This is a genomic window from Streptomyces sp. BA2 (genome assembly GCF_009769735.1).
In the GTDB taxonomy this organism is placed as follows: Bacteria; Actinomycetota; Actinomycetes; order Streptomycetales; family Streptomycetaceae; genus Streptomyces.
The window spans coordinates 4,864,390-4,890,107 of record NZ_WSRO01000002.1; the positions used below are offsets into that span (position 1 = coordinate 4,864,390).

The 25,718-nt window shown below is 68.1% G+C and carries 24 protein-coding genes and 2 tRNA genes; 20 read left to right on the top strand and 6 right to left on the bottom strand.

From position 1 onward, the window contains the following. Nucleotides 1–19: 19 nt before the first annotated feature. Nucleotides 20–157, bottom strand: coding sequence for a 50S ribosomal protein L34 (rpmH, locus tag E5671_RS24630; protein WP_006381191.1), 138 nt, complete (start codon nucleotides 155–157; stop codon nucleotides 20–22). A gap of 368 nt (nucleotides 158–525) precedes the next feature. Here rpmH and dnaA point away from each other — a divergent pair, with 368 nt between their 5' ends. From dnaA to E5671_RS24675, 9 genes are all read left to right on the top strand, one after another. Further along, nucleotides 526–2,442 (top strand): chromosomal replication initiator protein DnaA, encoded by a 1,917-nt coding sequence (gene dnaA, locus E5671_RS24635; RefSeq protein WP_160506114.1) that lies wholly within the window; start codon nucleotides 526–528, stop codon nucleotides 2,440–2,442. Nucleotides 2,443–3,258: 816 nt separating this feature from the next. After that, entirely contained in the window at nucleotides 3,259–4,389 is a 1,131-nt protein-coding gene (dnaN, locus tag E5671_RS24640; RefSeq protein ID WP_160506115.1) for a DNA polymerase III subunit beta, read from the top strand. 89 nt (nucleotides 4,390–4,478) lie between these two features. Beyond that, the gene (gene gnd, locus E5671_RS24645; protein ID WP_160506116.1) at nucleotides 4,479–5,363 is read left to right on the top strand and encodes a phosphogluconate dehydrogenase (NAD(+)-dependent, decarboxylating); all 885 of its coding nucleotides are present in this window, start codon (nucleotides 4,479–4,481) and stop codon (nucleotides 5,361–5,363) included. A gap of 82 nt (nucleotides 5,364–5,445) precedes the next feature. Continuing rightward, nucleotides 5,446–6,567, top strand: a complete 1,122-nt coding sequence (gene recF, locus E5671_RS24650; protein ID WP_160506117.1) for a DNA replication/repair protein RecF — start codon at nucleotides 5,446–5,448, stop codon at nucleotides 6,565–6,567. 22 nt (nucleotides 6,568–6,589) lie between these two features. Further along, nucleotides 6,590–7,153 carry a DUF721 domain-containing protein gene (locus tag E5671_RS24655; protein WP_443032687.1) on the top strand — a complete coding sequence of 188 codons (564 nt, stop codon included), beginning with the start codon at nucleotides 6,590–6,592 and terminating at the stop codon, nucleotides 7,151–7,153. Between the two features lie 264 nt (nucleotides 7,154–7,417). Beyond that, on the top strand, nucleotides 7,418–9,487 hold the full coding sequence (gene gyrB, locus E5671_RS24660) for a DNA topoisomerase (ATP-hydrolyzing) subunit B (RefSeq protein ID WP_160506118.1): 2,070 nt from the start codon (nucleotides 7,418–7,420) through the stop codon (nucleotides 9,485–9,487). Between the two features lie 42 nt (nucleotides 9,488–9,529). Beyond that, nucleotides 9,530–12,130 (top strand): DNA gyrase subunit A, encoded by a 2,601-nt coding sequence (gene gyrA, locus E5671_RS24665; protein WP_160506119.1) that lies wholly within the window; start codon nucleotides 9,530–9,532, stop codon nucleotides 12,128–12,130. A gap of 18 nt (nucleotides 12,131–12,148) precedes the next feature. Beyond that, the gene (locus tag E5671_RS24670) at nucleotides 12,149–12,892 is read left to right on the top strand and encodes a DUF3566 domain-containing protein (RefSeq protein ID WP_160506120.1); all 744 of its coding nucleotides are present in this window, start codon (nucleotides 12,149–12,151) and stop codon (nucleotides 12,890–12,892) included. A gap of 260 nt (nucleotides 12,893–13,152) precedes the next feature. Next, nucleotides 13,153–13,226, top strand: a tRNA-Ile gene (locus E5671_RS24675). Nucleotides 13,227–13,344: 118 nt separating this feature from the next. Here E5671_RS24675 and E5671_RS24680 read toward each other — a convergent pair. Continuing rightward, nucleotides 13,345–13,674 carry a DUF6344 domain-containing protein gene (locus E5671_RS24680; RefSeq protein WP_160506121.1) on the bottom strand — a complete coding sequence of 110 codons (330 nt, stop codon included), beginning with the start codon at nucleotides 13,672–13,674 and terminating at the stop codon, nucleotides 13,345–13,347. Between the two features lie 336 nt (nucleotides 13,675–14,010). Here E5671_RS24680 and E5671_RS46390 point away from each other — a divergent pair, with 336 nt between their 5' ends. Further along, on the top strand, nucleotides 14,011–14,139 hold the full coding sequence (locus E5671_RS46390) for a DLW-39 family protein (protein WP_003999697.1): 129 nt from the start codon (nucleotides 14,011–14,013) through the stop codon (nucleotides 14,137–14,139). A gap of 221 nt (nucleotides 14,140–14,360) precedes the next feature. Next, nucleotides 14,361–15,695, top strand: coding sequence for a hypothetical protein (locus E5671_RS24690; RefSeq protein WP_237330232.1), 1,335 nt, complete (start codon nucleotides 14,361–14,363; stop codon nucleotides 15,693–15,695). Between the two features lie 84 nt (nucleotides 15,696–15,779). Here the strand turns inward: E5671_RS24690 and E5671_RS24695 are convergent, their stop codons facing one another. Next, nucleotides 15,780–17,165 (bottom strand): serine/threonine-protein kinase, encoded by a 1,386-nt coding sequence (locus E5671_RS24695; protein ID WP_160506123.1) that lies wholly within the window; start codon nucleotides 17,163–17,165, stop codon nucleotides 15,780–15,782. A 49-nt stretch (nucleotides 17,166–17,214) separates the two neighbouring features. Further along, a complete protein-coding gene (locus tag E5671_RS24700; protein WP_160506124.1) occupies nucleotides 17,215–17,763 on the bottom strand; it encodes a helix-turn-helix domain-containing protein in 549 nt (182 codons plus the stop codon). A gap of 182 nt (nucleotides 17,764–17,945) precedes the next feature. Between E5671_RS24700 and E5671_RS24705 the strand changes: the two genes are divergently transcribed. Continuing rightward, nucleotides 17,946–18,018, top strand: a tRNA-Ala gene (locus tag E5671_RS24705). 86 nt (nucleotides 18,019–18,104) lie between these two features. Here E5671_RS24705 and E5671_RS24710 read toward each other — a convergent pair. Continuing rightward, nucleotides 18,105–18,827 carry a DUF5324 family protein gene (locus E5671_RS24710; protein WP_160506125.1) on the bottom strand — a complete coding sequence of 241 codons (723 nt, stop codon included), beginning with the start codon at nucleotides 18,825–18,827 and terminating at the stop codon, nucleotides 18,105–18,107. 251 nt (nucleotides 18,828–19,078) lie between these two features. On the opposite strand from E5671_RS24710, the gene E5671_RS24715 reads away from it, so the two are divergent. Further along, nucleotides 19,079–19,612 carry a peptidylprolyl isomerase gene (locus E5671_RS24715; protein ID WP_160506126.1) on the top strand — a complete coding sequence of 178 codons (534 nt, stop codon included), beginning with the start codon at nucleotides 19,079–19,081 and terminating at the stop codon, nucleotides 19,610–19,612. A gap of 117 nt (nucleotides 19,613–19,729) precedes the next feature. Continuing rightward, on the top strand, nucleotides 19,730–20,623 hold the full coding sequence (locus E5671_RS24720) for a rhomboid family intramembrane serine protease (RefSeq protein ID WP_160506127.1): 894 nt from the start codon (nucleotides 19,730–19,732) through the stop codon (nucleotides 20,621–20,623). Nucleotides 20,624–20,913: 290 nt separating this feature from the next. On the opposite strand, the gene crgA is transcribed toward E5671_RS24720, so the two are convergent. Beyond that, nucleotides 20,914–21,168 carry a cell division protein CrgA gene (gene crgA, locus E5671_RS24725; protein WP_160506128.1) on the bottom strand — a complete coding sequence of 85 codons (255 nt, stop codon included), beginning with the start codon at nucleotides 21,166–21,168 and terminating at the stop codon, nucleotides 20,914–20,916. A gap of 92 nt (nucleotides 21,169–21,260) precedes the next feature. Between crgA and E5671_RS24730 the strand changes: the two genes are divergently transcribed. From E5671_RS24730 to E5671_RS24755, 6 genes are read left to right on the top strand one after another with little or no spacing between them, the layout of a single operon-like run. Further along, entirely contained in the window at nucleotides 21,261–22,031 is a 771-nt protein-coding gene (locus E5671_RS24730) for a DUF881 domain-containing protein (RefSeq protein ID WP_160506129.1), read from the top strand. A gap of 31 nt (nucleotides 22,032–22,062) precedes the next feature. Beyond that, nucleotides 22,063–22,755, top strand: a complete 693-nt coding sequence (locus E5671_RS24735) for a class E sortase (protein WP_160506130.1) — start codon at nucleotides 22,063–22,065, stop codon at nucleotides 22,753–22,755. Nucleotides 22,756–22,786: 31 nt separating this feature from the next. Beyond that, nucleotides 22,787–22,948, top strand: a complete 162-nt coding sequence (locus E5671_RS24740; RefSeq protein WP_190083025.1) for a hypothetical protein — start codon at nucleotides 22,787–22,789, stop codon at nucleotides 22,946–22,948. A 2-nt stretch (nucleotides 22,949–22,950) separates the two neighbouring features. Beyond that, nucleotides 22,951–23,598: an aminodeoxychorismate/anthranilate synthase component II gene (locus E5671_RS24745; RefSeq protein ID WP_160510391.1), complete on the top strand. Its 648-nt coding sequence runs from the start codon at nucleotides 22,951–22,953 to the stop codon at nucleotides 23,596–23,598. Further along, nucleotides 23,595–24,884, top strand: coding sequence for a class E sortase (locus tag E5671_RS24750; RefSeq protein ID WP_160506132.1), 1,290 nt, complete (start codon nucleotides 23,595–23,597; stop codon nucleotides 24,882–24,884). The genes E5671_RS24745 and E5671_RS24750 overlap by 4 nt, the downstream gene beginning before the upstream one ends. A gap of 24 nt (nucleotides 24,885–24,908) precedes the next feature. Continuing rightward, entirely contained in the window at nucleotides 24,909–25,655 is a 747-nt protein-coding gene (locus E5671_RS24755; protein ID WP_160506133.1) for a class E sortase, read from the top strand. Nucleotides 25,656–25,718: the final 63 nt, after the last annotated feature.

Sequence of the window (25,718 nt, forward strand, 5' to 3'; positions counted from 1 at the left end):
ACGTCATGACCTGATGCGATTAGGCGGAAAGGCTGGCGCGACCCTTGCCACGACGGTTCGCGAGAATCGCGCGGCCGGCACGGGTGCGCATCCGCAGGCGGAAGCCGTGGGTCTTGGCGCGACGGCGGTTGTTCGGCTGGAAGGTGCGCTTGCTCACTCGGGGGCTCCAGAAATGATTGTGTGGTGGCGGGACATCGCCTGGCTGTCACCGTGCGCCCACGAGAAGCTCGCGAATACGCACCGAGTGCACCGCTTCACAATCACAGATCGTGATCTTTGCCCATCGGAGGCAGGCGGCAGCAGCCATCGACAACTCGACCTGGTCACGGTACGCGGGGCTACGCCATCCGGTCAAACCGATCGTCAGGGAGAGACACTGTGCACAGCCTGTGGACAACAACTTGAACCGCAGCCGTTGGCCTGACTACCGTGGGCAAACTCCGATTCATTCCCTTCTCCCTGCCCATCCCGATTTCCCGTCCCAAGAACCACACCTTCGTGGGACCCCGTGAGAGAGCGTGCCTTGTGGCTGACGTACCTGCCGATCTTGCCGCAGTGTGGCCACGAGTTCTGGAGCAGCTGCTGGGTGAGGGGCGGGGGCACGGTGTAGACGCGAAGGACGAGCGCTGGATCAAACGCTGCCAGCCGCTGGCACTGGTCGCCGATACCGCTCTGCTGGCCGTACCGAACGAGTTCGCCAAGGGCGTGCTCGAGGGGCGCCTGGCCCCCATCGTCAGCGAGTCGCTGAGCCGCGAGTGCGGCCGCCCGATCCGTATCGCCATCACGGTGGACGACTCGGTCGGCGACCCCATGGACCGGCCCACCCCGCCGGCGCCGCCGCTCCAGCAGCAGCCCGGCCAACAGCAGCAGCAGCGCTATGAGGAGCCCGAGCAGCACCCCGGCCCCGGTCAGGGCCATGATTCGTACGACAGTTACGGCCGCCGCGCCCCGGATGAGCACTCCCCGGGCCGCGGCTCCGATCAGCTGCCGACCGCCCGCCCCGCGTACCCCGACTACCAGCGCCCCGCGCCCGGCGCCTGGCCGCAGCAGCAGCCCCAGCAGCAGGACGACTACGGCTGGCAGCAGCCGCGGCTGGGCTTCCCCGAGCGGGACCCGTACGCGAGCCCCCAGCAGCCCCAGCACGACTACCGGTCGCAGCCTCCGCAGGGGCACTCCCCGTACGACCAGCACCGCCAGGACCGGCAGGAGCGCCAGGACCGGCAGGACCAGCAGGACCGCCACGACAGACATGACAGACACGACCGGCGCGAGCGTCACGAGCAGTCCCCGGGCTCCGGAGGCCACGACCCCAGGGGCGGCGGCCACGGCAACGGCCACGGCGTCCACGGCAGCGGCGCACCCGGCCCCCTGGCAGCTCAGCCCGCCCCCGCGTCGGCCCCGGGCGAGCCCACCGCGCGCCTCAACCCGAAGTACCTCTTCGACACCTTCGTGATCGGTGCCTCGAACCGTTTCGCGCACGCGGCAGCCGTCGCCGTGGCCGAGGCGCCCGCCAAGGCGTACAACCCCCTCTTCATCTACGGAGAGTCGGGGCTTGGCAAAACGCATCTTCTGCACGCGATCGGGCACTACGCCCGCAGCCTCTACCCCGGCACGCGCGTGCGCTACGTGAGCTCGGAGGAGTTCACGAACGAGTTCATCAACTCCATCCGCGACGGCAAGGGCGACACCTTCCGCAAGCGGTACCGCGAAATGGACATCCTGCTCGTCGACGACATCCAGTTCCTCGCGAGCAAGGAGTCGACGCAGGAGGAGTTCTTCCACACCTTCAATACGCTCCACAACGCGAACAAGCAGATCGTGCTCTCCAGCGACCGGCCGCCCAAGCAGCTGGTGACCCTGGAGGACCGGCTGCGCAACCGCTTCGAGTGGGGACTTATCACCGACGTCCAGCCGCCGGAGCTGGAGACGCGTATCGCCATCCTTCGTAAGAAGGCGGTGCAGGAGCAGCTCAACGCCCCGCCGGAGGTCCTGGAGTTCATCGCGTCCCGCATCTCACGCAACATCCGTGAGCTGGAGGGCGCGCTGATCCGGGTCACTGCCTTCGCCTCGCTCAATCGGCAGCCGGTGGACCTGGGGCTGACGGAGATCGTTCTGAAGGACCTGATCCCGGGGGGCGAGGACGCGGCTCCGGAGATCACGGCGACGGCCATCATGGCCGCGACCGCGGACTACTTCGGCCTCACGGTGGACGACCTCTGCGGATCCTCGCGCAGCCGCGTACTGGTGACGGCCCGCCAGATCGCGATGTACCTCTGCCGCGAGCTGACGGACCTCTCCCTGCCCAAGATCGGCGCACAGTTCGGCGGCCGCGACCACACGACGGTCATGCACGCAGACCGCAAGATCCGCGCGCTGATGGCCGAGCGGCGCTCGATCTACAACCAGGTCACCGAGCTCACCAACCGCATCAAGAACGGCTGACAGACGCCGAGAAACACCTCTGAAGGGCGCCCCGGAGCAACTTCCGGGGCGCCCTTTGCCGTTGTGCACGCGCGCGTGGAGGCCGTCCGCCCCTCTCCGCTGTTCGATTTCCCCAGCTGAGAGGGGTGTTCTCCACAGATGTGCGTCCTTTTTTCCTTCCACACCCTGGGGACCCGGAAGTTGTCCAGATGATGTCCACAGGGGACCCTGCTGAAGGATCATCAAGCCAGGTCAGGTGGTTGTGGATTGGTGGACGAAGGCCCTCCACAGGCTGTGGAGGAAAATCTCGTCCACAGGGTGTGCATGAACTTGTCCACCGGCAACCCACAGGCTCGGGCCGGTTGTCCCCAGCTTTCCCCAGCTTCTCCACACGGCTGTCCACTGTTCGGCAACGCAACGCGCCCCGTCACCGTGCCGAGTGAAAGGCGTCACACCAAGGTGGTCGGTTGGCCTGTGGGGAAGGTGGGTAAAACTGGGGACGGCGCTGGGGAGAAGTGCCCCCTGCCTGTGCATCGGGTGTGCAGAACTTTCGCCCGTCCACAGAAACCACCGGTTGTCCACCGCCTCCGCCCACAGGCGCAGTGGATAAAAAACCGGCACTGACCTGCGCATACGCGGTTATCCACGGTTTCCACAGGCCCTACTACTACTGCCCCCTAGAGTCACCGGGGAATTGGCTTCGAAGAGGGGCCTGTGCACAACTCGCGCTCCGGACCTCCGACGCCGCTCGTCACGACTTGACCCCGACGGGCACCCACTGTCAGTGCGGTGCGTCAGACTGGTCCCCAGTGCCAGCAACAGCAGGAGGGCGGCTAAGTGAAGATCCGGGTGGAACGCGACGTACTCGCGGAGGCAGTGGCGTGGGCGGCGCGCAGCCTCCCGGCCCGGCCACCGGCACCTGTCCTCGCGGGCCTGCTGCTGAAGGCCGAGGAAGGCGCACTGAGCCTTTCCAGCTTTGACTACGAGGTCTCGGCGCGTGTCTCCGTAGACGCCGAGATCGACGACGAGGGCACGGTCCTCGTCTCCGGCCGGCTGCTCGCCGACATCTGCCGCGCCCTTCCCAACCGTCCGGTGGAGATCTCCACAGACGGTGTGCGGGCCACGGTGGTCTGCGGCTCGTCGCGATTCACACTCCACACACTTCCTGTGGAGGAGTACCCCGCGCTGCCGCAGATGCCCACCGCGACCGGCACGGTCCCCGGTGAGGTCTTCGCCTCCGCCGCCGCCCAGGTGGCCATCGCCGCGGGCCGCGACGACACGCTGCCCGTCCTGACCGGCGTACGCATCGAGATCGAGGGCGACACCGTCACCCTGGCCTCCACCGACCGCTACCGCTTCGCGGTCCGCGAGTTCCTGTGGAAGCCGGAGAACCCCGAGGCGTCCGCGGTCGCCCTGGTGCCCGCCAAGACGCTCCTGGACACCGCGAAGGCGCTCACGAGCGGCGACACGGTCACCCTGGCGCTGTCCGGCTCCGGTGCCGGTGAGGGTCTGATCGGTTTCGAGGGCGCCGGGCGGCGTACGACCACGCGTCTCCTCGAGGGCGACCTGCCGAAGTACAAGACGCTCTTCCCCACGGAGTTCAACTCGATCGCGGTCATCGAGACCGCCCCGTTCGTCGAGGCCGTGAAGCGCGTGGCCCTGGTGGCCGAGCGGAACACTCCGGTGCGGCTCAGCTTCGAGCAGGGCGTGCTGATCCTGGAGGCCGGTTCCAGCGATGACGCACAGGCTGTGGAAAGGGTCGACGCCCAGCTCGATGGCGACGACGTCTCGATCGCCTTCAACCCGACGTTCCTGCTCGACGGCCTGAGCGCGATCGACTCCCCGGTCGCCCAGCTGTCGTTCACGACGTCGACGAAGCCCGCGCTCCTGAGCGGCAGGCCGGCCGTGGACGCGGAGGCCGACGAGGCCTACAAGTACCTGATCATGCCTGTACGTCTGAGCGGCTGAGCCCACAGGTGTGAGCGTGCGTCCGGGCGTAGGCTCGGACGCGGGTACGAAGGTGCCTCCACGCCACATCGCTACTTAAGGAACCACTGATGGAGCTCGGTCTCGTCGGCCTCGGCAAGATGGGCGGCAACATGCGCGAGCGCATCCGCCGCGCAGGCCACACCGTCATCGGATACGACCGCAACCAGGACGTCGCGGATGTCCACAGCCTCGAAGAGCTTGTGGGCAAGCTCAAGGGTCCGCGTGTCGTATGGGTGATGGTTCCGGCCGGAGCCGCGACCCAGTCCACCGTCGACGAGCTCGCCGAGCTGCTCCAGCCCGGCGACGTCGTCGTGGACGGCGGCAACTCCCGCTGGACGGACGACGAGAAGCACGCCGAGGAGCTCGCCGCCAAGGGCATCGGGTTCGTCGACTGCGGCGTCTCCGGCGGCGTCTGGGGCCTGAAGAACGGGTACGCGCTGATGTACGGCGGCGACGCCGAGGACATCGCGAAGGTCCAGCCGATCTTCGACGCCCTCAAGCCCGAGGGTGACTTCGGCTCCGTGCACGCCGGCAAGGTCGGCGCGGGCCACTTCTCGAAGATGGTTCACAACGGCATCGAGTACGCCATGATGCAGGCCTACGCCGAGGGCTGGGAGCTCCTGGAGAAGGTCGACTCCGTCACGGACGTGCGCGAGGTCTTCCGCTCCTGGCAGGAGGGCACGGTCATCCGTTCCTGGCTGCTCGACCTCGCGGTCAACGCCCTGGACGACGACGAGCACCTGGCGAAGCTGCGCGGCTTCGCGCAGGACTCCGGCGAGGGCCGGTGGACGGTGGAAGCCGCCATCGACAACGCCGTGCCGCTGCCCGCGATCACGGCCTCGCTCTTCGCCCGGTTCGCCTCGCGGCAGGACGACTCCCCGCAGATGAAGATGATCGCGGCGCTGCGCAACCAGTTCGGTGGCCACGCCGTCGAGTCCAAGAGCGAGCACTGATCCACAGCCTGTGGGGAACACCAGCTGTTTCCCACAGGCCTCTCAGCAAGTGAAGTAAGGCCGGGGGAGGTCGGCGCACACCATGCACGTCACGCATCTGTCGCTGGCCGACTTCCGCTCGTACGCCCGGGTCGAGGTCCCTCTCGATCCGGGCGTCACCGCGTTCGTGGGCCCGAACGGCCAGGGCAAGACGAACCTCGTGGAGGCCATCGGCTATCTCGCCACGCTCGGCAGCCACCGGGTCTCCTCGGACGCCCCGCTGGTGCGCATGGGCGCCGAGCGTGCCGTCGTCCGGGCGGCGGTCCAGCAGGGCGAGCGCCAGCAGCTGGTCGAGCTCGAACTCAATCCGGGCAAGGCCAATCGCGCCCGCATCAACAGGTCCTCGCAGGTCAGGCCCCGTGATGTGCTCGGGATCGTGCGCACGGTGCTGTTCGCTCCCGAGGATCTGGCGCTGATCAAGGGCGACCCGGGTGAGCGCCGGCGCTTCCTCGACGAGCTGATCACTGCGCGTTCCCCGCGCATGGCGGGCGTGCGGTCCGACTACGACCGCGTGCTGAAGCAGCGCAACACCCTCCTGAAGTCGGCGGCCCTTGCGCGGCGGCACGGCGGACGCTCCATGGACCTGTCCACACTCGACGTCTGGGACCAGCATCTCGCGCGCGTGGGCGCCGAACTGCTCGCGCAGCGGCTCGACCTGATCGCCGCGCTGCAGCCGCTCGCCGACAAGGCGTACGAGCAGCTGGCACCCGGCGGCGGGCCCGTCACCCTGGACTACAAGCCGTCGGCGCCGGGCGAGGGCCACACGCGTGAGGTCCTGTTCGAGCAGCTGATCGCCGCTCTCGAAGAGGCACGCAAGCAGGAGATCGAGCGGGGCGTGACGCTGGTCGGCCCGCACCGCGACGACCTGCTCCTGAAGCTCGGCCAGCTCCCCGCGAAGGGGTACGCGAGCCATGGCGAGTCCTGGTCGTACGCCCTGGCGCTGCGCCTCGCCTCGTACGACCTCCTGCGTGCCGAGGGGAACGAACCCGTGCTCGTCCTGGACGATGTGTTCGCGGAGCTCGACACGCGCCGCAGGGAGCGGCTCGCGGAGCTGGTGGCGCCGGGCGAGCAGGTCCTGGTCACCGCAGCGGTGGACGACGACGTGCCGGGCGTGCTCGCCGGAGCGCGGTTCGCGGTGGCGGACGGCGCGGTGGAGCGCGTATGACACGCCTGAGCCGGGAGTGCGTATGAGCGCCGAAGAGCCCGCCAAGGACACGCCTCAGGACGCCCCCAAGGAGATGCCGAAGACGCCCGAGCCCTCCGGCGTCGACCTCGCCCGTGTCGCCCTCCGTGCCGCCAAAGAGCAAGCACGCGCGCGTGGCGACGCCGCGCAGCAGAAGAAGCAGGCCCGCAGGGGCGGCCTTCGCTCCGGCGCGCGCGCCGACGGGCGTGACCCGCAGCCGCTCGGCTCCGCCATCAACCGCTTGATCACCGAGCGCGGCTGGGAGACGCCTGCCGCGGTCGGCGGGGTGATGGGCCGCTGGCCGCAGATCGTCGGCGAAGACCTGGCCAACCACTGTGTCCCGCAGCGGTACGACGAGAACGAGCGCGTCCTGACCGTCCAGTGCGACTCCACGGCCTGGGCGACGAACCTGCGTCTCCTGGCGCCCCAGCTGGTGGCGCGCCTCAACGAGGACCTCGGCCACGGCACCGTGCGCCTCATCAAAGTCCTCGGTCCCGGCGGCCCCCCGCGCCGCTTCGGACCCCTGCGCGCACCGGGCAGCACGGGCCCCGGCGACACCTACGGCTGAGGCCGTACCGGGTGGTAGCTCAAGGTTGACACCCCGAAGCGCTGAGTGCCGCTGTGAGCCTCCTAGGGCCCCGCTCCGTATATGGGGAGTCGGAGGACGCCGCTTCAGGACGGCACATGCGGACTCAGGTACCGGCAAACCCCCATCACTGTCGGCGCTACCGGTAGACTGGAAGCTAATCCCGCCCCACTCGTGGGGCGCATAGAAAAAGCTGACTATCGCTGAACGACGCAGCCGCTCCGGTCACTGCCGGGTGCTTGGCTTGTGCTGTGCCAGAAAGGGCGCTTCGTGGCCGATTCCGGCAACCCCAACGAGAACATCCCGTCTACCGTCGCTGGCGAGAACGGCGAGGTCACAGCCTTGTACGACGCCAGCGCGATCACCGTCCTCGAGGGTCTGGACGCGGTCCGCAAGCGGCCTGGCATGTACATCGGGTCGACCGGTGAGCGTGGCCTGCACCACCTCGTGCAAGAGGTTGTCGACAACTCCGTCGACGAGGCCCTCGCCGGGCACGCGGACACCATCGACGTCACGATCCTTGCCGACGGCGGCGTACGCGTCATCGACAACGGCCGAGGCATCCCGGTGGGCATCCACCCCGTCGAGAAGAAGCCGGCCGTCGAGGTCGTGCTCACCGTGCTGCACGCGGGCGGCAAGTTCGGCGGCGGCGGATACGCGGTCTCCGGTGGCCTGCACGGCGTCGGTGTCTCCGTCGTGAACGCCCTGTCGACGAAGCTCGCCGTCGACATCAGGACCGACGGCTACCGCTGGACCCAGGACTACAAGCTGGGTGTGCCGACGGCCCCGCTCGCCAAGCACGAGCCGGTCGAGGACTCGGGCACCACGGTCACCTTCTGGGCCGACCCGGACGTCTTCGAGACGACGGAGTACTCCTTCGAGACGCTGGCACGGCGCTTCCAGGAGATGGCGTTCCTCAACAAGGGTTTGACGATCAAACTCACTGATGAGCGCGAGTCGGCGAAGGCGACGGCGGGTGCGGACTCGGCCGAGGCCACCGACGACGAGGCCGCCGAGGCCCGCACGGTGACGTACCACTACGAAGGCGGCATCGTCGACTTCGTGAAGTACCTCAACTCCCGCAAGGGAGAGATGATCCACCCGACCGTCATCGACGTCGAGGCCGAGGACAAGGAGCGCATGCTCTCGGCCGAGATCGCCATGCAGTGGAACTCGCAGTACACCGAAGGTGTCTACTCCTTCGCGAACACGATCCACACGCATGAGGGCGGTACGCACGAGGAGGGCTTCAGGGCCGCGCTGACGGGCCTGGTCAACCGGTACGCGCGCGAGAAGAAGCTGCTGCGCGAGAAGGACGACAACCTCACGGGCGAGGACATCCGCGAGGGTCTGACGGCGATCATCTCGGTGAAGCTGGGCGAGCCGCAGTTCGAGGGCCAGACCAAGACCAAGCTGGGCAACACCGAGGCGAAGACCTTCGTACAGAAGGTCGTGCACGAGCACCTCACGGACTGGTTCGACCGCAATCCGAACGAGGCCGCGGACATCATCCGCAAGGGCATCCAGGCCGCCACGGCCCGTGTCGCCGCCCGCAAGGCGCGCGACCTGACCCGCCGCAAGGGGCTGCTCGAATCGGCCTCGCTGCCCGGAAAGCTCAGCGACTGCCAGTCGAACGACCCGACGAAGTGCGAGATCTTCATCGTCGAGGGTGACTCCGCCGGTGGTTCGGCGAAGTCCGGCCGCAACCCGATGTACCAGGCGATCCTGCCCATCCGAGGCAAGATCCTGAACGTCGAGAAGGCGCGGATCGACAAGATCCTGCAGAACCAGGAAGTCCAGGCCCTGATCTCGGCCTTCGGCACGGGCGTGCACGAGGACTTCGACATCGAGAAGCTCCGCTATCACAAGATCATCCTGATGGCGGACGCCGACGTCGACGGCCAGCACATCAACACCCTGCTCCTGACCTTCCTGTTCCGCTTCATGCGGCCACTCGTCGAGTCCGGCCACGTCTACCTCTCGCGCCCGCCGCTCTACAAGATCAAGTGGAGCCGGGACGACTTCCAGTACGCGTACTCGGACCGTGAGCGCGACGCGCTTGTCGAGCTCGGCCGCCAGGCGGGCAAGCGCATCAGGGACGACTCGGTCCAGCGCTTCAAGGGTCTCGGTGAGATGAACGCCGAGGAGCTGCGCATCACGACGATGGACCAGGACCACCGCGTCCTCGGCCAGGTGACCCTGGACGACGCGGCACAGGCCGACGACCTCTTCTCGGTGCTGATGGGAGAGGACGTCGAGGCACGGCGCTCGTTCATCCAGCGCAATGCCAAGGACGTCCGCTTCCTCGACATCTGAGTCGGCCGCACAAGCCGCACCTCGAAAGGACTTTGACCAGCAATGGCCGACGAGAACACCCCTGTGATGCCCGAAGAGGAGCCCGCCGTCCCCGGCGTGGGCATGCGTGTCGAGCCCGTCGGGCTCGAGACGGAGATGCAGCGCTCGTACCTCGACTACGCGATGTCCGTCATCGTGTCGCGTGCGCTGCCCGACGTGCGGGACGGCCTGAAGCCCGTCCACCGCCGCGTCCTGTACGCGATGTACGACGGCGGGTACCGCCCCGAGAAGGGCTTCTACAAGTGCGCCCGCGTCGTCGGCGACGTCATGGGCACCTACCACCCGCACGGCGACTCCTCCATCTACGACGCCCTGGTCCGCCTGGCCCAGCCGTGGTCGATGCGGATGCCCCTGGTGGACTCCAACGGAAACTTCGGCTCCCCGGGCAACGACCCGGCCGCCGCCATGCGGTACACCGAGTGCAAGATGGCGCCGCTGGCCATGGAGATGGTCCGTGACATCGACGAGGAGACCGTCGACTTCACGGACAACTACGACGGCCGCAATCAGGAGCCGACGGTCCTGCCGGCGCGCTTCCCGAACCTCCTGATCAACGGCTCGGCGGGCATCGCGGTCGGCATGGCCACCAACATCCCGCCGCACAACCTCCGCGAGGTCGCGGCGGGCGCGCAGTGGGCCCTGGAGCACCCCGAGGCCTCGCACGAAGAGCTGCTCGACGCTCTTATCGAGCGCATCAAGGGCCCCGATTTCCCGACCGGCGCACTAGTAGTGGGCCGAAAGGGCATCGAGGAGGCGTACCGCACGGGCCGCGGCTCCATCACGATGCGCGCGGTCGTCGCGGTCGAGGAGATCCAGAACCGCCAGTGCCTGGTGGTCACCGAGCTCCCCTACCAGACCAACCCCGACAACCTCGCGCAGAAGATCGCCGACCTGGTCAAGGACGGCAAGGTCGGCGGCATCGCCGACGTCCGTGACGAGACCTCCTCGCGCACGGGCCAGCGCCTGGTCGTCGTCCTGAAGCGGGACGCGGTCGCCAAGGTCGTACTGAACAACCTCTACAAGCACACCGACCTTCAGTCGAACTTCAGCGCCAACATGCTGGCCCTGGTCGACGGCGTGCCGCGCACCCTCTCGCTTGACGCGTTCATCCGGCACTGGGTGACGCACCAGGTCGAGGTCATCGTCCGGCGTACGAAGTACAGGCTGCGCAAGGCCGAGGAGCGGGCCCACATCCTGCGCGGCCTGCTGAAGGCCCTGGACGCGATCGACGAGGTCATCGCGCTCATCCGGGCCAGCCAGACGGTCGACGTCGCGCGTGAGGGCCTGATGGGCCTGCTCTCGATCGACGAGATCCAGGCCAACGCCATCCTCGAGATGCAGCTGCGCCGGCTCGCCGCACTGGAGCGCCAGAAGATCGTCGCCGAGCACGACGAACTGCAGGCGAAGATCAACGAGTACAACGCGATCCTGGCCTCGCCCGAGCGGCAGCGCCAGATCATCAGCGAGGAGCTCGCGGCGATCGTCGACAAGTTCGGCGAGGACCGCCGCTCGGCGCTCGTGCCCTTCGACGGCGACATGTCCATGGAGGACTTGATCGCCGAGGAGGACATCGTCGTCACGATCACGCGCGGCGGTTACGTCAAGCGTACGAAGACGGTTGATTACCGCTCACAGAAGCGCGGCGGCAAGGGCGTGCGCGGTACGAAGCTCAAGGAAGACGACATCGTCGACCACTTCTTCGTGTCGACGACGCACCACTGGCTGCTGTTCTTCACGAACAAGGGCCGGGTGTACCGGGCGAAGGCGTATGAACTCCCGGATGCCGGACGCGACGCCCGTGGCCAGCACGTGGCGAACCTGCTCGCCTTCCAGCCGGATGAGAAGATCGCCGAGATCCTGGCGATCCGTGACTATGAAGCGGTGCCCTACCTGGTGCTCGCCACCAAGGGCGGTCTCGTGAAGAAGACCCCGCTCAAGGACTACGACTCGCCTCGCGCCGGTGGCGTCATCGCCATCAACCTCCGCGAGACGGACGACGGTTCGGACGACGAGCTGATCGGCGCCGAACTCGTGTCGGCCGAGGACGATCTGCTGCTCATCAGTAAGAAGGCGCAGTCGATCAGGTTCACCGCAACGGACGACGCGCTGCGTCCCATGGGCCGTGCGACCTCGGGCGTCAAGGGAATGAGTTTCCGTGGCGGCGACGAACTGCTCTCGATGAATGTCGTCAGGCCAGGTACGTTCGTGTTCACCGCAACCGACGGTGGGTACGCGAAGCGGACCAACGTCGACGAGTACCGCGTCCAGGGTCGTGGTGGCCTCGGTATCAAGGCCGCCAAGATCGTGGAGGACCGCGGCGAACTCGTGGGCGCGCTGGTGACGGAGGAGACGGACGAGATCCTCGCCATCACGCTGGGCGGCGGTGTGATTCGTACGCGAGTCAACGAGGTCAGGGAGACGGGCCGTGACACCATGGGCGTCCAACTGATCAACCTGGGCAAGCGCGATGCCGTGGTCGGTATCGCTCGTAACGCCGAGGCCGGGCGCGAGGCTGAGGAAGTCGACGGTGACATCGTCGTCGAATCGGCCGACGGCGAACCGGCCGCCGGTACGGACGAGGGCACGGAGTCCACGGCCGAGTAGCGCGAGGAGAGAGTCATCGTGAGTGGAGCCACGGGCGCCGGAGCGAGTGGAACCGGCCCAGCCGGTACAGACGGTGTCCGTGGCTCCGCCACTGATTCTCCCGACTCGCATGAGTCTCGTGGATCCCAGGGGGGAACCGTGACCGACACCCGAGGGCCGCAGCCGGCTCAGTCAGCGCAGTACGCAGGCGGGGCGCAGGGGACCCAAGGGACGCAGGGGACCCAAGGGGGACAGGGAGCCCAGGGAGCTCCGAGCGCCACCGGAGCTCTGCCCGGTGAGCGCCAGCCCCAGCAGCAGGCGTCCCAGCCGTACCACCCGCCGCAGGCCTACCAGCAGGGCTCCCAGACGGGCTCCGTGCGCAGGCCGCGGACGGGGGCGCGCACGACGCCTCGTACGCGCAAGGCGCGACTGCGGGTGGCCAAGGCCGATCCGTGGTCGGTGATGAAGGTCAGCTTCCTGCTCTCCATCGCGCTCGGCATCTGCACGATCGTCGCGGCCGCCGTGCTGTGGATGGTCATGGATGCCATGGGCGTCTTCTCCACGGTGGGCGGCACGATCTCGGAGGCGACGGGCTCGAACGAGTCCAACGGCTTCGACCTGCAGTCCTTCCTGTCGCTGCCCCGCGTCCTGATGTTCACGACGATCATCGCGGTCATCGACGTGGTCCTCGCCACGGCACTGGCGACGCTCGGCGCCTTCATCTACAACCTCTCCGCGGGCTTCGTGGGCGGCGTCGAGCTGACGCTGGCCGAGGACGAGTAGCGAGTCGTTCTTCGCCCCCTGTAGTTCTTCCCCTCCCGTAGTTCTTTCTTCCGCGCTCCACCACCCCTCCGGCGTTCCGCGTCGGGGGGGGGGTCTCGCGGCCGGGGCCCCGCCCACTCAGGGCGGGGCCCTGTTGCGCGTCACGGCCTGGCGCGGCCTGTCGCGGCCTGTCCGGTGCCCGCGGAGGTATCGATTTTGGGACTGGCCCGCACGTGCGCTAATCTTCAGAGGTCAGCGCGCGGGACATACCGCAGCGCGGCGGGGCTATAGCTCAGTTGGTTAGAGCGCATCCCTGATAAGGATGAGGCCACAGGTTCAAATCCTGTTAGCCCCACAGACACGAAGAAGACCCCCGGCCCGTATCGGCTGGGGGTCTTCTTCGTGTCTGTGCTGTCTGCCTGTGCTGTCCGTAGGCCCCTGGGGGGCCGGTGGCCGAGGCGGCCGGGGCGTGACTACGGTTCCGCGGCGAGCCTGCCTGGATGGGCCTCGGCCTCAATGGCCGTCTCCGTGTCGTCCGTGGGGAGGTGCCGGCAGCTGGGGGACGATCCGTGGGCCTCGGCGCGGATGCGTTGCTTCATCGTGGGCGGCAAGGACCGTTCGTACGCTGCTGCCCAGTAGGCCGCGAGTGGGGCCGTCATGCTCGGCGTGCTCTTGCACGTTTCCGTGGCCTGCTGTACCGGCGTGGCCGCCGTTGCCGTCGTGGTGAATCCCAGCGTGGCGAAGAGTGCGAGGAAGGCGGTGATGAGCGTGGTCCACAGCTTCATGGCCTTGGCGCCGGTCATGGCTTCTCACTTTCGGGTTGGGCGATTTGCGTACTTTCCTCATGATGTGTATGTGGGGCCGAGAGTGGGGGACCGACGCTCGTGGCGCGTCGATGTTCAGATGAACACCACCCGAATGGCCGTAAACGGGCCCTGGAGGCCCTGGGAGAGGGCCGGGTGAGGTCAAGAACGGTGGATGTCGCAGCGGGCCGTGAGGCGCCGGAGAGCGGCGACGGCCGATTCGACTGCTGTGTTCAGGGCGGGAGTTGGCGCGGATCCAGGTCACCGATCGGTATCGGTCGGTGTGTATAGTCGGGCGCCAGAGGTCCCTTACGTCAAGAAAGACGAGGTCGCGCGGTGAAGAAGCTTCTCCTGGTCGCACTGGCCGCCATCGGCGGGCTCCTCGTGTACCGCCAGATCCAGGCGGATCGCGCCGAGCAGGATCTGTGGACGGAGGCGACTGACTCCGTGCCCACGGGTTCGTGAGTACCGACAACAGTCTCTTCACAGGGCCCCGGCCGCTTCTGCGGCCGGGGCCCTGTGCTGTCCGGATCTCTTCGCTCCTCCGGCCCCTCGGGTTTGCTCACGCAAGCCCTCGCCTTGCGTGAGCAAAGATTGTCGCGCCTCCGCGCGGGCATAGTGGGCGGGACGACTGGGGCTCAGGGGAGGGGTGGCACGTGATGGGGCGGCTGCGCGGAGGCCGGGCGATGTCTGCTGTGGGAGCGGCGCTGTGCGCGGTGATGGCGTTCCCGGGACCGGCCGCGGCGGAGGTCACAGCTGGCCCGACCGCGGCCCCGGCCCCGACCGCGAGCCCGAGCCCGTACGCCTTCGCCGAACAGGCCGTGCCGGTCGACGGCGCGCAGAACAGCATGGACAGCGTGAGGCTCACGCCCGGGTCGACGTACAAGAGTTCCCTCGCGCGCGGGGGCAAGCTCTACTACCAGCTTCAACTCGACGCCCGGGAGACCGTGTACGTCTCCGCCACCGCCGTTCCCGGGCTTGACGCCAAGGTCGCCTATGGGGACGGCGTAGAGGTGTCCTTACAGGACACGAACGGCAACAACTGCAACTCAGGAAACGCGCGATTCGGTACGTCGCAGAGCCCGCGCCCCATCTCCGCCTGGGCGGTACGGGCGGTCGGCCCCGCCGAGAACCGGTGCAAAGTGGCCGGCACGTACTACGTAGTGGTCGAGCGGAACAGCGATCCCGGCTCCAGTGCGGAGACGTGGGACACGGAGCTTCGCGTCGTCTCGGAGCCTGGAGTGGCCAAGAGCGCCTCCACGACGCCGCCCGAGGCGTGGAACTCCGCTTCGCCCACGCCTCCCGGCGGTGCGCGCGAGGAACGCAGGGGCGGCACGGGCTTCAACGACGCCCGTGCGTTGAGGGCAGGCGTCTGGGGCGACCGGATCAAGCCCGGCCAGACCCTCTTCTACCGCGTGCCGGTCGACTGGGGGCAGCAGATCTCCGCCAGTGCCGAGCTGGGCAGTGCGCGCGGGGGCAGGGGCGAATACGTCACGTCGGCGCTCGTGATGTCACTGGCCAATCCGGTACGCGCACGCATCGACGACGCCGACACGGCATACGACGGCCAGCAGAAGACGGCCTCGCTGCGACCACTGGCCCCCGTCGCGTACGAGAACCGCTACTCCCCGGTCGACGGCGTGGCCGGAACGCGGTTCGCCGGGTGGTACTACCTCTCGGTCCATCTCAATCCGCAGGTCGCCCGGCAGTTCGGCAAGACTCCGCTGGATCTGCTGCTGCGGGTGAACGTCGACGGCGCGGCGAAGGAGGGGCCCGCGTACGTGGGGACGGCACGGCCGGCCGATGAGTTCAGCGTCACCGGTGAGGACGAGGACGCAGCGGTGCGGGGTGATACGGATGCCGCCGCCGGGAGCGGGGATGGGAGCGGGGGCGGGAACAGCGGCGGAGACGGCATGAAGGTGGTTGCCGCCGGTGGGTTCGGTGCTGGGGCCGTGCTGCTGACGGTCCTTGGGGTGTGGACGCTGATCGGGCGGAGGAGGGCGGCGGGCCGGGCCCGCTGATCGGGCGGAGGAAGGCAACGGGCCGGACCGGCTGATTCAGGGCTGGAGCAGGGGCATAGCTGAATCCGATTCGATCCGATCCGATCAGATCTGGGTCAGGGCCCAGACGCCCACCGCGAAGCACGCCAGAGCGGCGAGCAGCATCGGGATCGCCACCTTCGGGGGCGGTCCCGGTCGTTTCTGCCGGTGCGGAACTGGTCGGTGCTGGAGCGGAACCTGCGGGGCGTGAGCGGTGTATGGATAAGTAGGGGCGGATACGCGATGCGCCGTCGCCATTACAGAGTGTGACGGTTCGTGAACTGGGTGAGGGGAGGGGACATGGGCATGTGGGGCCTGAGCAGGCGGAGATGGGGGAGGCGGTGGTGTGGCCGGTTGCTGCCTTGGCTGGGCCTGTGGCTGTCGCATCTGCTGGGCCTGCGGCTGCTGTGCCTGCTGTGCCTGCCGCGCCTGCTGTACGGGGTGAACCTGCTGGCCCGACGGCGGTGTGCCCTGCGGTGGCGGAGGAGCCAGCGGGAAGCTGCCGGTCTGGGGCGCGGAGAGGGGCGGGGGCGGTACGGAAGGAGGAGCGAAGCCCGGCGGGGGCGGCGCCGTGAGAGGGCCGTCGGGGCCGAACCCCTGGGGAAGCGGGCCCAGTTGGTCGAAGATCTCGACGATCTCGTCGTCGGGCCCCGGCTCGGGCAGCAGCTCGGCGGCCGAGCTCAACGCCTTGCGCGCACCCGTCGCGGTGCGGAACCGCGCTTGCGGATCCGGCTGGAGAAGCGTGGCGATGACCTGCCACAGCGGTTCCGGCATGCCCTGCGGCGCCCCAGGTGTGCCGTGCGCGGCGAAGTGCTCGATCAAGGCCTTGGCGTCCGGCTTGGCGCCCTGCAGCAGATAGAGGGCCACCAGGCCGACGGCGAACAGATCGGCGGTGAAGTCCGGCTCCGCGCCCATCATTTGCTCGGGCGCGAAGTAACCGGGTGTCCCCACGACATAGTTGGTCTCGGTCAGCCGCGGCTCGCCCATCCGCATCGAGATGCCGAAGTCGGAGAGACGCAGATGCGGACGCGCGATGCCGGTGGCCTCGAGCAGGATGTTGGCGGGCTTGATGTCACGATGCACGACCCCCTCGGCGTGCACCGCCGCGAGCCCGGAGAGCAGCTGGTCCAGGAGCGTGCAGACCAGTCGGGGCGGCAGCGGACCGTAGTCCCCGATCACATGGGCCAGCGAACCGCCGGCGACCAAGGCCATGGTGAACAGGACCTTGTCGTCGTCGGCGGCCCAGCTGGCGGGCGCGAGCACATGAGGGTGGTCGATCCGCAGCGCCTGCTCCCGCACGAAGCGCAGCAGCGCGTGCGCGTCGCTCTGTTGCAGGACCTTGGCCGCCACATACCGGCGCCGCCGGTGGTCCCACGCGCGCCAGACCGCTCCGACTCCCCCGCGGCCGACCGGGTCGACCAGTTCGTAGCGGCCGGCGAAGACCTCACCCATGGTCGCGCATCGCTCCCCCTCCGGGCCGCCCGGTGGCCCGGCCGACGGCTCAGTTCTGGTGCGCCTCGTAGTGGGCGACCGCGTCCGCGGTGCGTCCGGCGCCGTATACCCGGAGGAACTCTGCCAGTTCCGGGTGCGTCGGGGCGAGGGAGTCCGCGGCATCGATGATGTCGCCGGCCGCCGCGACCGAGCGCAACAGCGACTGGATCTCACGCACCACACGCTTCACCGTGGGCGCGCCCGAACTCGTCGTCGACTGCGAGGTGTTGGTCAGGACGGAGCCGCCCTGGGACTTCTTGATCTCGTCCATGCGGTCGGTGGCCTCGGCGGCGCTCACACTGCCGTCGGCGACCTGGCCCGCCAGCTCCTGGAGGAGCTGGACGCGCTGGACGACCGCGGGGTTGCCGATCTTGGCGCGCTGTCCGCTCATCAGCTGGGACAGCATGGGCGCGGACAGACCGAGGACGCCGGCGAGGCGTGCCTGGTTGAGGCCCAGATCATCGATGAGACGACGGAAGAGCGCCCCCAGCGGCTCCCCGTACCAGTTCCGCTGGAGCTCTCGTGCTCTCGCGGTCGTCTCTTGCTGTGCGGCGTCCATTGCGTCTCCCCATCGCTTCCCCAAAAACCGCGGTTCGCTGCCGCGAACCACGCCGAGCATCTTACGGAGCGTGGTCGTTCACCGGGACCCCCAATCCTTTTGCGAGATCCGGGGGGTGACCCGGTACTCTGGTCTGCGTTGCCCACCGGAGCGGGATTCTTCCGGCTGGGTGCACCGTTTTCGGGGCCTTAGCTCAGTTGGTAGAGCGCTGCCTTTGCAAGGCAGATGTCAGGAGTTCGAATCTCCTAGGCTCCACACAGAACGCCGTAGGGCGGGATCCCCTCAGCTGAGGGGATCCCGCCCTACGGCGTTCATCAGTGGGTCAGTGGGTCAGCGGCAGATCAGCGCAGGTCGTCGCGGTCCGCGGCCTCGGACTCGGCCTGCTTGGCCTGGACCTCGGGGTCGAGGGACGCCTGACCGCTGCCGTCGACCGAGGTCAGCGGCGTGCTGTCGGGGACCTCCGTGGCGGCCGGCGGCTCGACGAGCCAGTCCGGGTTGGCCTGCTTGTCCCACCACTTCCAGGCGGCGACCGCACCACCCGCCAGGACGCCCAGGACGACGAGGCCCTTGGCGAGGCGCCCGGCGCGGGCCCGGCGGTTGTGCTTGCGGGCCAGCCGCTGGATCTCCTTGGGAGAGACCTCACCGCGCAGTGCGGCGAGCGCCGCGGCCCCGCGGGACGCCGCCTCGTCGCGGACGGGCTGAGCCACGGCCACGGCGTGCTCGATCCGCGGCTTCGAGTAGTCGGCGGCCTGCCGGGCTGCCTTGCGGGTCTGCTTGGCGGCCTTGCGGGTGCGGACAGCGGCTTCGTGCGCGGCGTGATCGACCTTCGGCGGCACATGCGTACGGGCCTGCTCGATGCGTGGGCCGACGTGAGCGCCGTACTGGACACGGGCTTGCTCGGCGGCCTGCGACACCTTGGGTGCGAGGCGTGCGCGGCTTTCGTGCGCGTAGTGGACGGCCTGCTCCTTGGCCGTCCCGGCGTAGGGGGCCACCGCCTCCGCGGCATGCCGCACGCTGTCCCTCGCCGAACCGGTCGCGGCGCGCACGCTGTCGATGCGGGTCACGGGATCCTCCTCCTCGGTGGCTTATAGGTATGTCACCTTTCCACCCTTTCAAGGATCATGCCTTCCGGATGGCTCCGAGGCATGACGCAGCCGGGCATCCGGGTGCGATCATTCTGATCAAATCGGTACAAGGAGAGTGCTTTGCTGACAATGCCACGGATCCTCGTGGCGCGCGCCCACTCGGTGACTACTCGTCGCAATCCGGTCCATGGGAGGATCGGGACGTCACAGAAGACAACGGAAGGCAGACCGTGGCCGAGCAGCTCTACGCCACCCTGAAGACCAACCGAGGCGACATCGAGGTGCTGCTGCACCCCAACCACACGCCGAAGACGGTCAAGAACTTTGTCGAGCTCGCCCAGGGCGAGCGCGAGTGGGTCCACCCGGAGACCGGCAAGAAGACCACGGACCGGCTCTACGACGGCACGGTCTTCCACCGCGTCATCAGCGGCTTCATGATCCAGGGCGGCGACCCGCTGGGCAACGGCACGGGCGGCCCCGGCTACGAGTTCGAGGACGAGTTCCACCCCGACCTCGCCTTCGACAAGCCCTACCTGCTCGCCATGGCCAACGCAGGGCCGGGCACCAACGGCTCCCAGTTCTTCGTGACGGTCTCCCCGACCGCCTGGCTCACCCGCAAGCACACCATCTTCGGCGAGGTCACGGACCCGGCGAGCCAGAAGGTCGTCGACGAGATCGCGGCCACGCAGACCAACCCGCGCACCGACCGCCCGGTGAACGACGTGGTCATCGAGTCCGTCGTCATCGAGACCCGCACCGCCTGACACCGGCGCATCCCGCGAGGGAACCAAACCGCCCCGCCCATCCGTAAGGAAGGGCGGGGCGGTGCGTTCGCACGCGTGGGCGTAGCTGTGCCTTCGTACGGACATTGAGGGGACCCCATGGACCAGGCACCAGGAAGCCCGCAGGGGCCACAGGACGCATCGAACCTGCCCGGCTGCTATCGGCATCCGGACCGCGAGACCGGCGTCAGCTGCGCCCGCTGCGAGCGTCCGATCTGCCCGGAGTGCATGATCAGCGCCTCGGTCGGCTTCCAGTGCCCCGAATGCGTGCGCGAGGGCTCGGGCACCGGGCACGCGCCCACGGCGAACCAGCCGCGCACCATCGCGGGCGGCTCGATCGCCGCCGACCCGCGTCTGATCACCAAGATCCTGCTCGCGATCAACGTTCTCGTGTTCATCGCGATCAGCGTGAACCAGGAGGTCGTCGGCGATCTCTTCCTGATCGGCGAATGGCCGCCCTACCCGTACGTGCCGACCGAAGGCGTCGCTGAGGGCCAGTGGTATCGCCTGGTCACAGCCATGTTCGCGCACCAGGAGATCTGGCACATCGCGTTCAACATGCTGGGTCTGTGGTGGCTCGGCGGCCCCCTGGAAGCCGCGCTCGGCCGCTCCCGCTACCTCGCGCTCTACCTGCTCTCCGGCCTGGCCGGCAGCGCGCTCACCTACGTCCTCGTCGACGCGAGCGACGCCTCGCTCGGGGCATCCGGAGCGATCTTCGGCCTGCTCGGCGCGACCGCGGTCCTGATGCGGCGCCTGAACTACGACATGCGCCCCGTCATCGCGCTGCTCGCCCTGAACCTGCTCTTCACCTTCACCTGGACCGGCATCGCCTGGCAGGCGCACGTCGGCGGTCTGGTCGCCGGTGTAGCGATCGCGTACGGGATGGTGCACGCGCCCCGCGAGCGGCGGACGCTCGTGCAGTGGGGGACCTGTGCCGTGGTGCTGATCGTGGTCCTGGCGGCTGTGGTCATCAGGACCGCGCAGCTCGTCTGAAGCTTCGTCTGAAGCTCACCGTTGTCGTCCGATGGCCAGGTTGTCCACAGCGTGTGGCCACGCTTGTGCATTCTGTGGGGAACAACAGTGCCCCTTGTCGCTGACCTGGGTTTCCCCAGGAAGGACAAGGGGCCTGTGAGGGCTTGCATGGCGATCAGCCAGTCATACCGGCGTCAACGCCCAGTGGGTTATCCACAGATCGTCTTTCTTTTCCCCAGTCGAGGCCGGGATGTGGATAGCGCTGTGGATAACTCAGGGCAAGGCTTGCGCACAGCCCTGTGGGAGTCCCGCTACTTCCACTGCGTGGAGACGCCGAACCCCGCGGCGATGAAGCCGAAGCCGACCACGATGTTCCAGTTGCCCAGCGGGTCGATCGGCAGCTTGCCGTCGGTGACGTAGAAGACGACGATCCAGGCGAGTCCGATGAGGAACATCGCGAGCATCACCGGAGCCACCCAGCTGCGGCTGGTCAGCTTGATGTTCGTCGCCTTCTTCGCGGGCGGCGTGTAATCGTCGGCCTTCTTGCGGATCCGTGACTTCGGCACGAGGGTCTCTCCTGTCGATACGGGGAGCTGAGCCCTCCCCCGGGCGTCCGTTAGCGTAGTGCTTCCGCGGCGCTGAAGGAGATAAGGGTACGTTGAGCAATTCTGCCGACTCCCCCACAGGTCCGGGCCGTCGCCCTCGTTGGCGCCCGGTCCGGCTGCTGACGGCCGCCGTTTTCGCACTCGCGGGCCTCATCTTCTTCACCAGCTTCAACACGGCCAAGGGCACGAACATCCGCACCGACGCCTCTCTCCTGAAGCTCTCCGACCTGATCGAGGAGCGCAGCCACAAGAACGGCAAGCTGGACGAGTCCAACGGCTCACTGCGCGACGACGTCGAGTCCCTGGCCGAGCGCGACAACGGCGGTACGAAGGCCGACGACGCCCGGCTCAAGGCCCTGGAGAAGAACGCGGGCACCAAGAAACTCAACGGCGAGGCGATCTCCGTCACCCTCGCCGACGCCCCGCCGAATGCCACCGCCAAGCTCCCCGGCTACCCCGAGCCCCAGCCCAACGACCTGGTCATCCACCAGCAGGACCTCCAGGCCGTGGTCAACGCGCTCTGGCAGGGCGGCGCCGAGGGCATCAAGGTCATGGACCAGCGGCTCATCTCCACCAGCGCCGTCCGCTGCGTGGGAAACACCCTGATCCTCCAGGGCCGCGTCTACTCGCCTCCGTACAAGGTGACCGCGGTCGGTGACCCGGAGAAGCTCAAGACGGCGCTCGCCGCGTCCCCGGAGATCCAGAACTACATGCTGTACGTCAACGCCTACGGCCTCGGCTGGAAAGTCGACGACGACGGGGCGGTGACTCTTCCCGGCTACTCGGGCACAGTGGATCTCCATTACGCGAAGCCCGTGGAGTAAGCGGAGTAAGCCGCTGGGGGAGCCTGTGCCGGTGCGAGTGCTCGTCAGGACGTTCAGCGAACTGTGCATCACCGCCGGCACGTTGATCGTGCTCTTCGTGGTGTACGTCCTGTTCTGGACCGGCGTGAAGGCCGACAACGCCATGGACAGCCAGATCGACACGCTGCAGGACCGGTGGGCGCAGGGTTCGGTGCCCGCGAACACGGACGACGCGCCTTCGGAGACCTCGTCCCCGAAGAAGCCCGCTCCCTATGAGGACGGCAAGCCCTTCGCCGTCATGTACATCCCGCGGCTTGGTTTCACGTGGAACAAGCCCGTGCTCCAGGGCACCGGGACCGACGTACTCAAGAAGGGCCTCGGCCACTACGGGGACACCGCGCAGCTCGGCCAGAAGGGCAACTTCTCCGTGGCGGGCCACCGCCGCACCTACGGAGACCCGTTCAAGGACTTCCCGAAGCTGCGGCCGAACGACGCCGTGGTCCTGACCGACGGCACCACGTGGTTCACGTACCGCATCGACAACAAGCCCTACAAGACGCTGCCCGGCGACATAGGGGTCATCGATCCGGTTCCGCGCAAGTCCGGATACGAGGGGCCAGGCCGTTACCTCACGCTTACGACCTGTGAGCCAGAGTGGGGACACAGCCACCGGTTGATCGTCTGGGCGCACCTCGATGCCACCCAGCCCGTCGAGGCCGGGAAACCGGACGCACTGCGCCGTTAGTCTGGTGCCGTACGGCTACGGAAGGGACGGCATGTACGGCTGGATCTGGCGGCATCTGCCGGGAAACGCATGGGTAAGGGCGCTGCTTTCGCTGGTGCTCGTCTTCGCTGTGGTCTACGTACTCTTCCAGTACGTCTTTCCCTGGGCCGAGCCGCTGCTCCCCTTCAACGATGTGACGGTGGACGGCCAGTGAGTATCGAAGGGCGTCCCAGCCGCATCCTCGTCGTCGACAACTACGACAGCTTCGTCTTCAACCTCGTCCAGTACCTCTACCAGCTCGGCGCCGAGTGCGAGGTCCTGCGCAACGACGAGGTCGAGCTGCGCCACGCGCAGGACGGCTTCGACGGCGTCCTGCTGTCGCCGGGACCTGGCACGCCCGAGCAGGCGGGGGTCTGCGTCGACATGGTGCGGCACTGCGCCGGCACCGGTGTGCCCGTGTTCGGCGTCTGCCTCGGCATGCAGTCGATGGCGGTGGCGTACGGCGGAGTGGTGGACCGTGCGCCGGAGTTGCTGCACGGCAAGACGTCCCCGGTGGTCCACGAGGGCAAGGGCGTCTTCGCCGGTCTTCCGTCGCCGTTCACCGCGACGCGCTATCACTCGCTCGCCGCCGAGCCGGCCACGGTTCCGGCCGAGCTGGAGGTGACCGCGCGTACGGCGGACGGCACCATCATGGGCCTGCGCCACCGTGAACTGCCGGTCGAGGGCGTGCAGTTCCACCCCGAGTCCGTGCTCACCGAGCACGGCCACCGCATGCTCGCCAACTGGCTGGTGGAGTGCGGGGACACGGGAGCCATTGGTCGATCGAGTGGTCTTGCCCCGGTGGTGGGCAGGGCCACGGCGTGACCGCGTTGCGCCCCGAGCGCGATTCCTCCGGAGTTCCGTACGACGAGCAGTACGCGTCGTACGGGGAGCCTGGGGCGTTTGAGGAGCCCGGGGCGTTCGAGGCGGCTGTCGATCACCTTGCTGATCCGCTGACCGATCCGCTGACCGATCCGCTGACCGATCCGCTGCCGGGCCAGCGGGGTCAGCATCCTTCGCCGTGGTTCCGCAGCGGGCCCGCCGAGCCGGAGCCGCAGCCCGCGCCTCCGCCTCTTCCGGAGCCTGAGCAGCCCCAGGAGCAGGAGTGGTACGACCCCGAGGGGTACGCCCGCGACTGGTACGGGGAGCAGCAGCCGCAGGAACCCACGTACGAGCAGCTGTACGGCGCGTACGCCCCTCAGCGGCAGCCACAACCGCAGCCTCCAGTCGACGACGAGACCGTGGGCCTGCGGACCGCGGACACCCGCCGAATAGCCGAGCCAGAGCCCGAGCCCCAGCCCGAGCCCGAGCGCCCCACGGGGGGCCGGGCCGCCCGCCGCAAGGCCGCCAAGAAGGGCGCCCCTCAGCAGCCCTCCACGGCAGCGTCCGCCGCCCCCCTCTCCCGCGTGGAGGCCCGTCGCGCCGAGCGTGCGCGCAAGCCCTCCGCGGGCGCCGTGGCGAGCCGGGGGATCGGCGAATTGTTCATCACGGTCGGCGTGCTGATGCTTCTCTTCGTCACCTACCAGCTGTGGTGGACGAACATCCGCGCCCACCAGCAGGCCAACGGCGCCGCCAGCGACCTCCAGGAGAAGTGGGCGAAGGGCAAGGGCAAGCCGGGCGCCTTCGAGCCAGGACAGGGCTTCGCGCTCCTGCACATCCCTCGCCTCGACGTGGTCGTGCCGATCGCCGAAGGCATCGACAAGTCGGGGGTCCTGGACCGCGGCATGGTCGGGCACTACAACGAGGGCGGCACCAAGACGCCCATGCCGGACGCCAAGAAGGGCAACTTCGCGGTCGCCGGGCATCGCAACACCCATGGTGAGCCGTTCCGTTACATCAATCAGCTCGAACCGGGCGACCCCATCATCGTCGAGACGCAGGACAAGTACTTCGTCTACAAGATGGCGAGCATCCTGCCGCAGACCCAGCCCAACAACATCTCCGTGATCGGGCCCGTCCCGCCGGGGTCGGGCTTCACCAAACCGGGCCGGTACATCACACTGACCACCTGCACCCCGGAATTCACGAGTAAGTATCGAATGATCGTCTGGGGCAAGATGGTCGAGGAACGACCGCGCAGCAAGGGCAAACCGAGCGCGCTCGTCAACTAGAACGGTGAGAACGGGGCAGATCCAGTGGCAGCGACGACCGACCACGCCGACCACGACGAGGAGCGGGCCGAGGCGCCCGCACCCGTGCGCGCACCGCGGCCGCGGGGACGCGGACCCATCGCCACGGCGGTCAGCGTCTTCGGCGAACTCCTCATCACCGCGGGCCTGGTGCTCGGACTCTTCGTCGTCTACTCCCTGTGGTGGACCAACGTCGTCGCGGACCGCGAGGCGCACAAGCAGGGCGACCGGGTGCGCGACCGCTGGGCGGGCGGCCCGGGGAACCTGAACACCAAGGACGGCATCGGCTTCCTGCACGTGCCCGCGATGGGCAACGGCGACATCCTGGTCAAGAAGGGCACGGGCAGCAAGGAGCTCAACAACGGCGTCGCGGGCTACTACGAGGACCCGATCAAGTCGGCCCTTCCCCAGGACAAGGAAGGCAACTTCACGCTGGCCGCGCACCGCGACGGCCACGGCGCGAAGTTCCACAAGATCGACAAGATCAAGAAGGGCGACGCGATCGTCTTCGAGTCCCGGGACAAGTGGTACGTGTACAAGGTGTACTCGACGCTGCCCGAGACCTCGAAGTACAACGTGAACGTCCTGAACCCGGTCCCGAAGGAATCAGGCGCCAAGAAGCCCGGCCGCTACATCACCCTGACGACGTGCACGCCGGTCTACACGTCCAACTACCGCTACGTGGTGTGGGGCGAGCTGGAGCGCATCGAGAAGGTCGACAACAAGCGGACGCCGCCGGCGGAGCTGGACTGACTCCGGCACCGCACACAGAACGCATGAAAGGGGCCCCGGACGCCGCCTAGCAGGCGGCGTCCG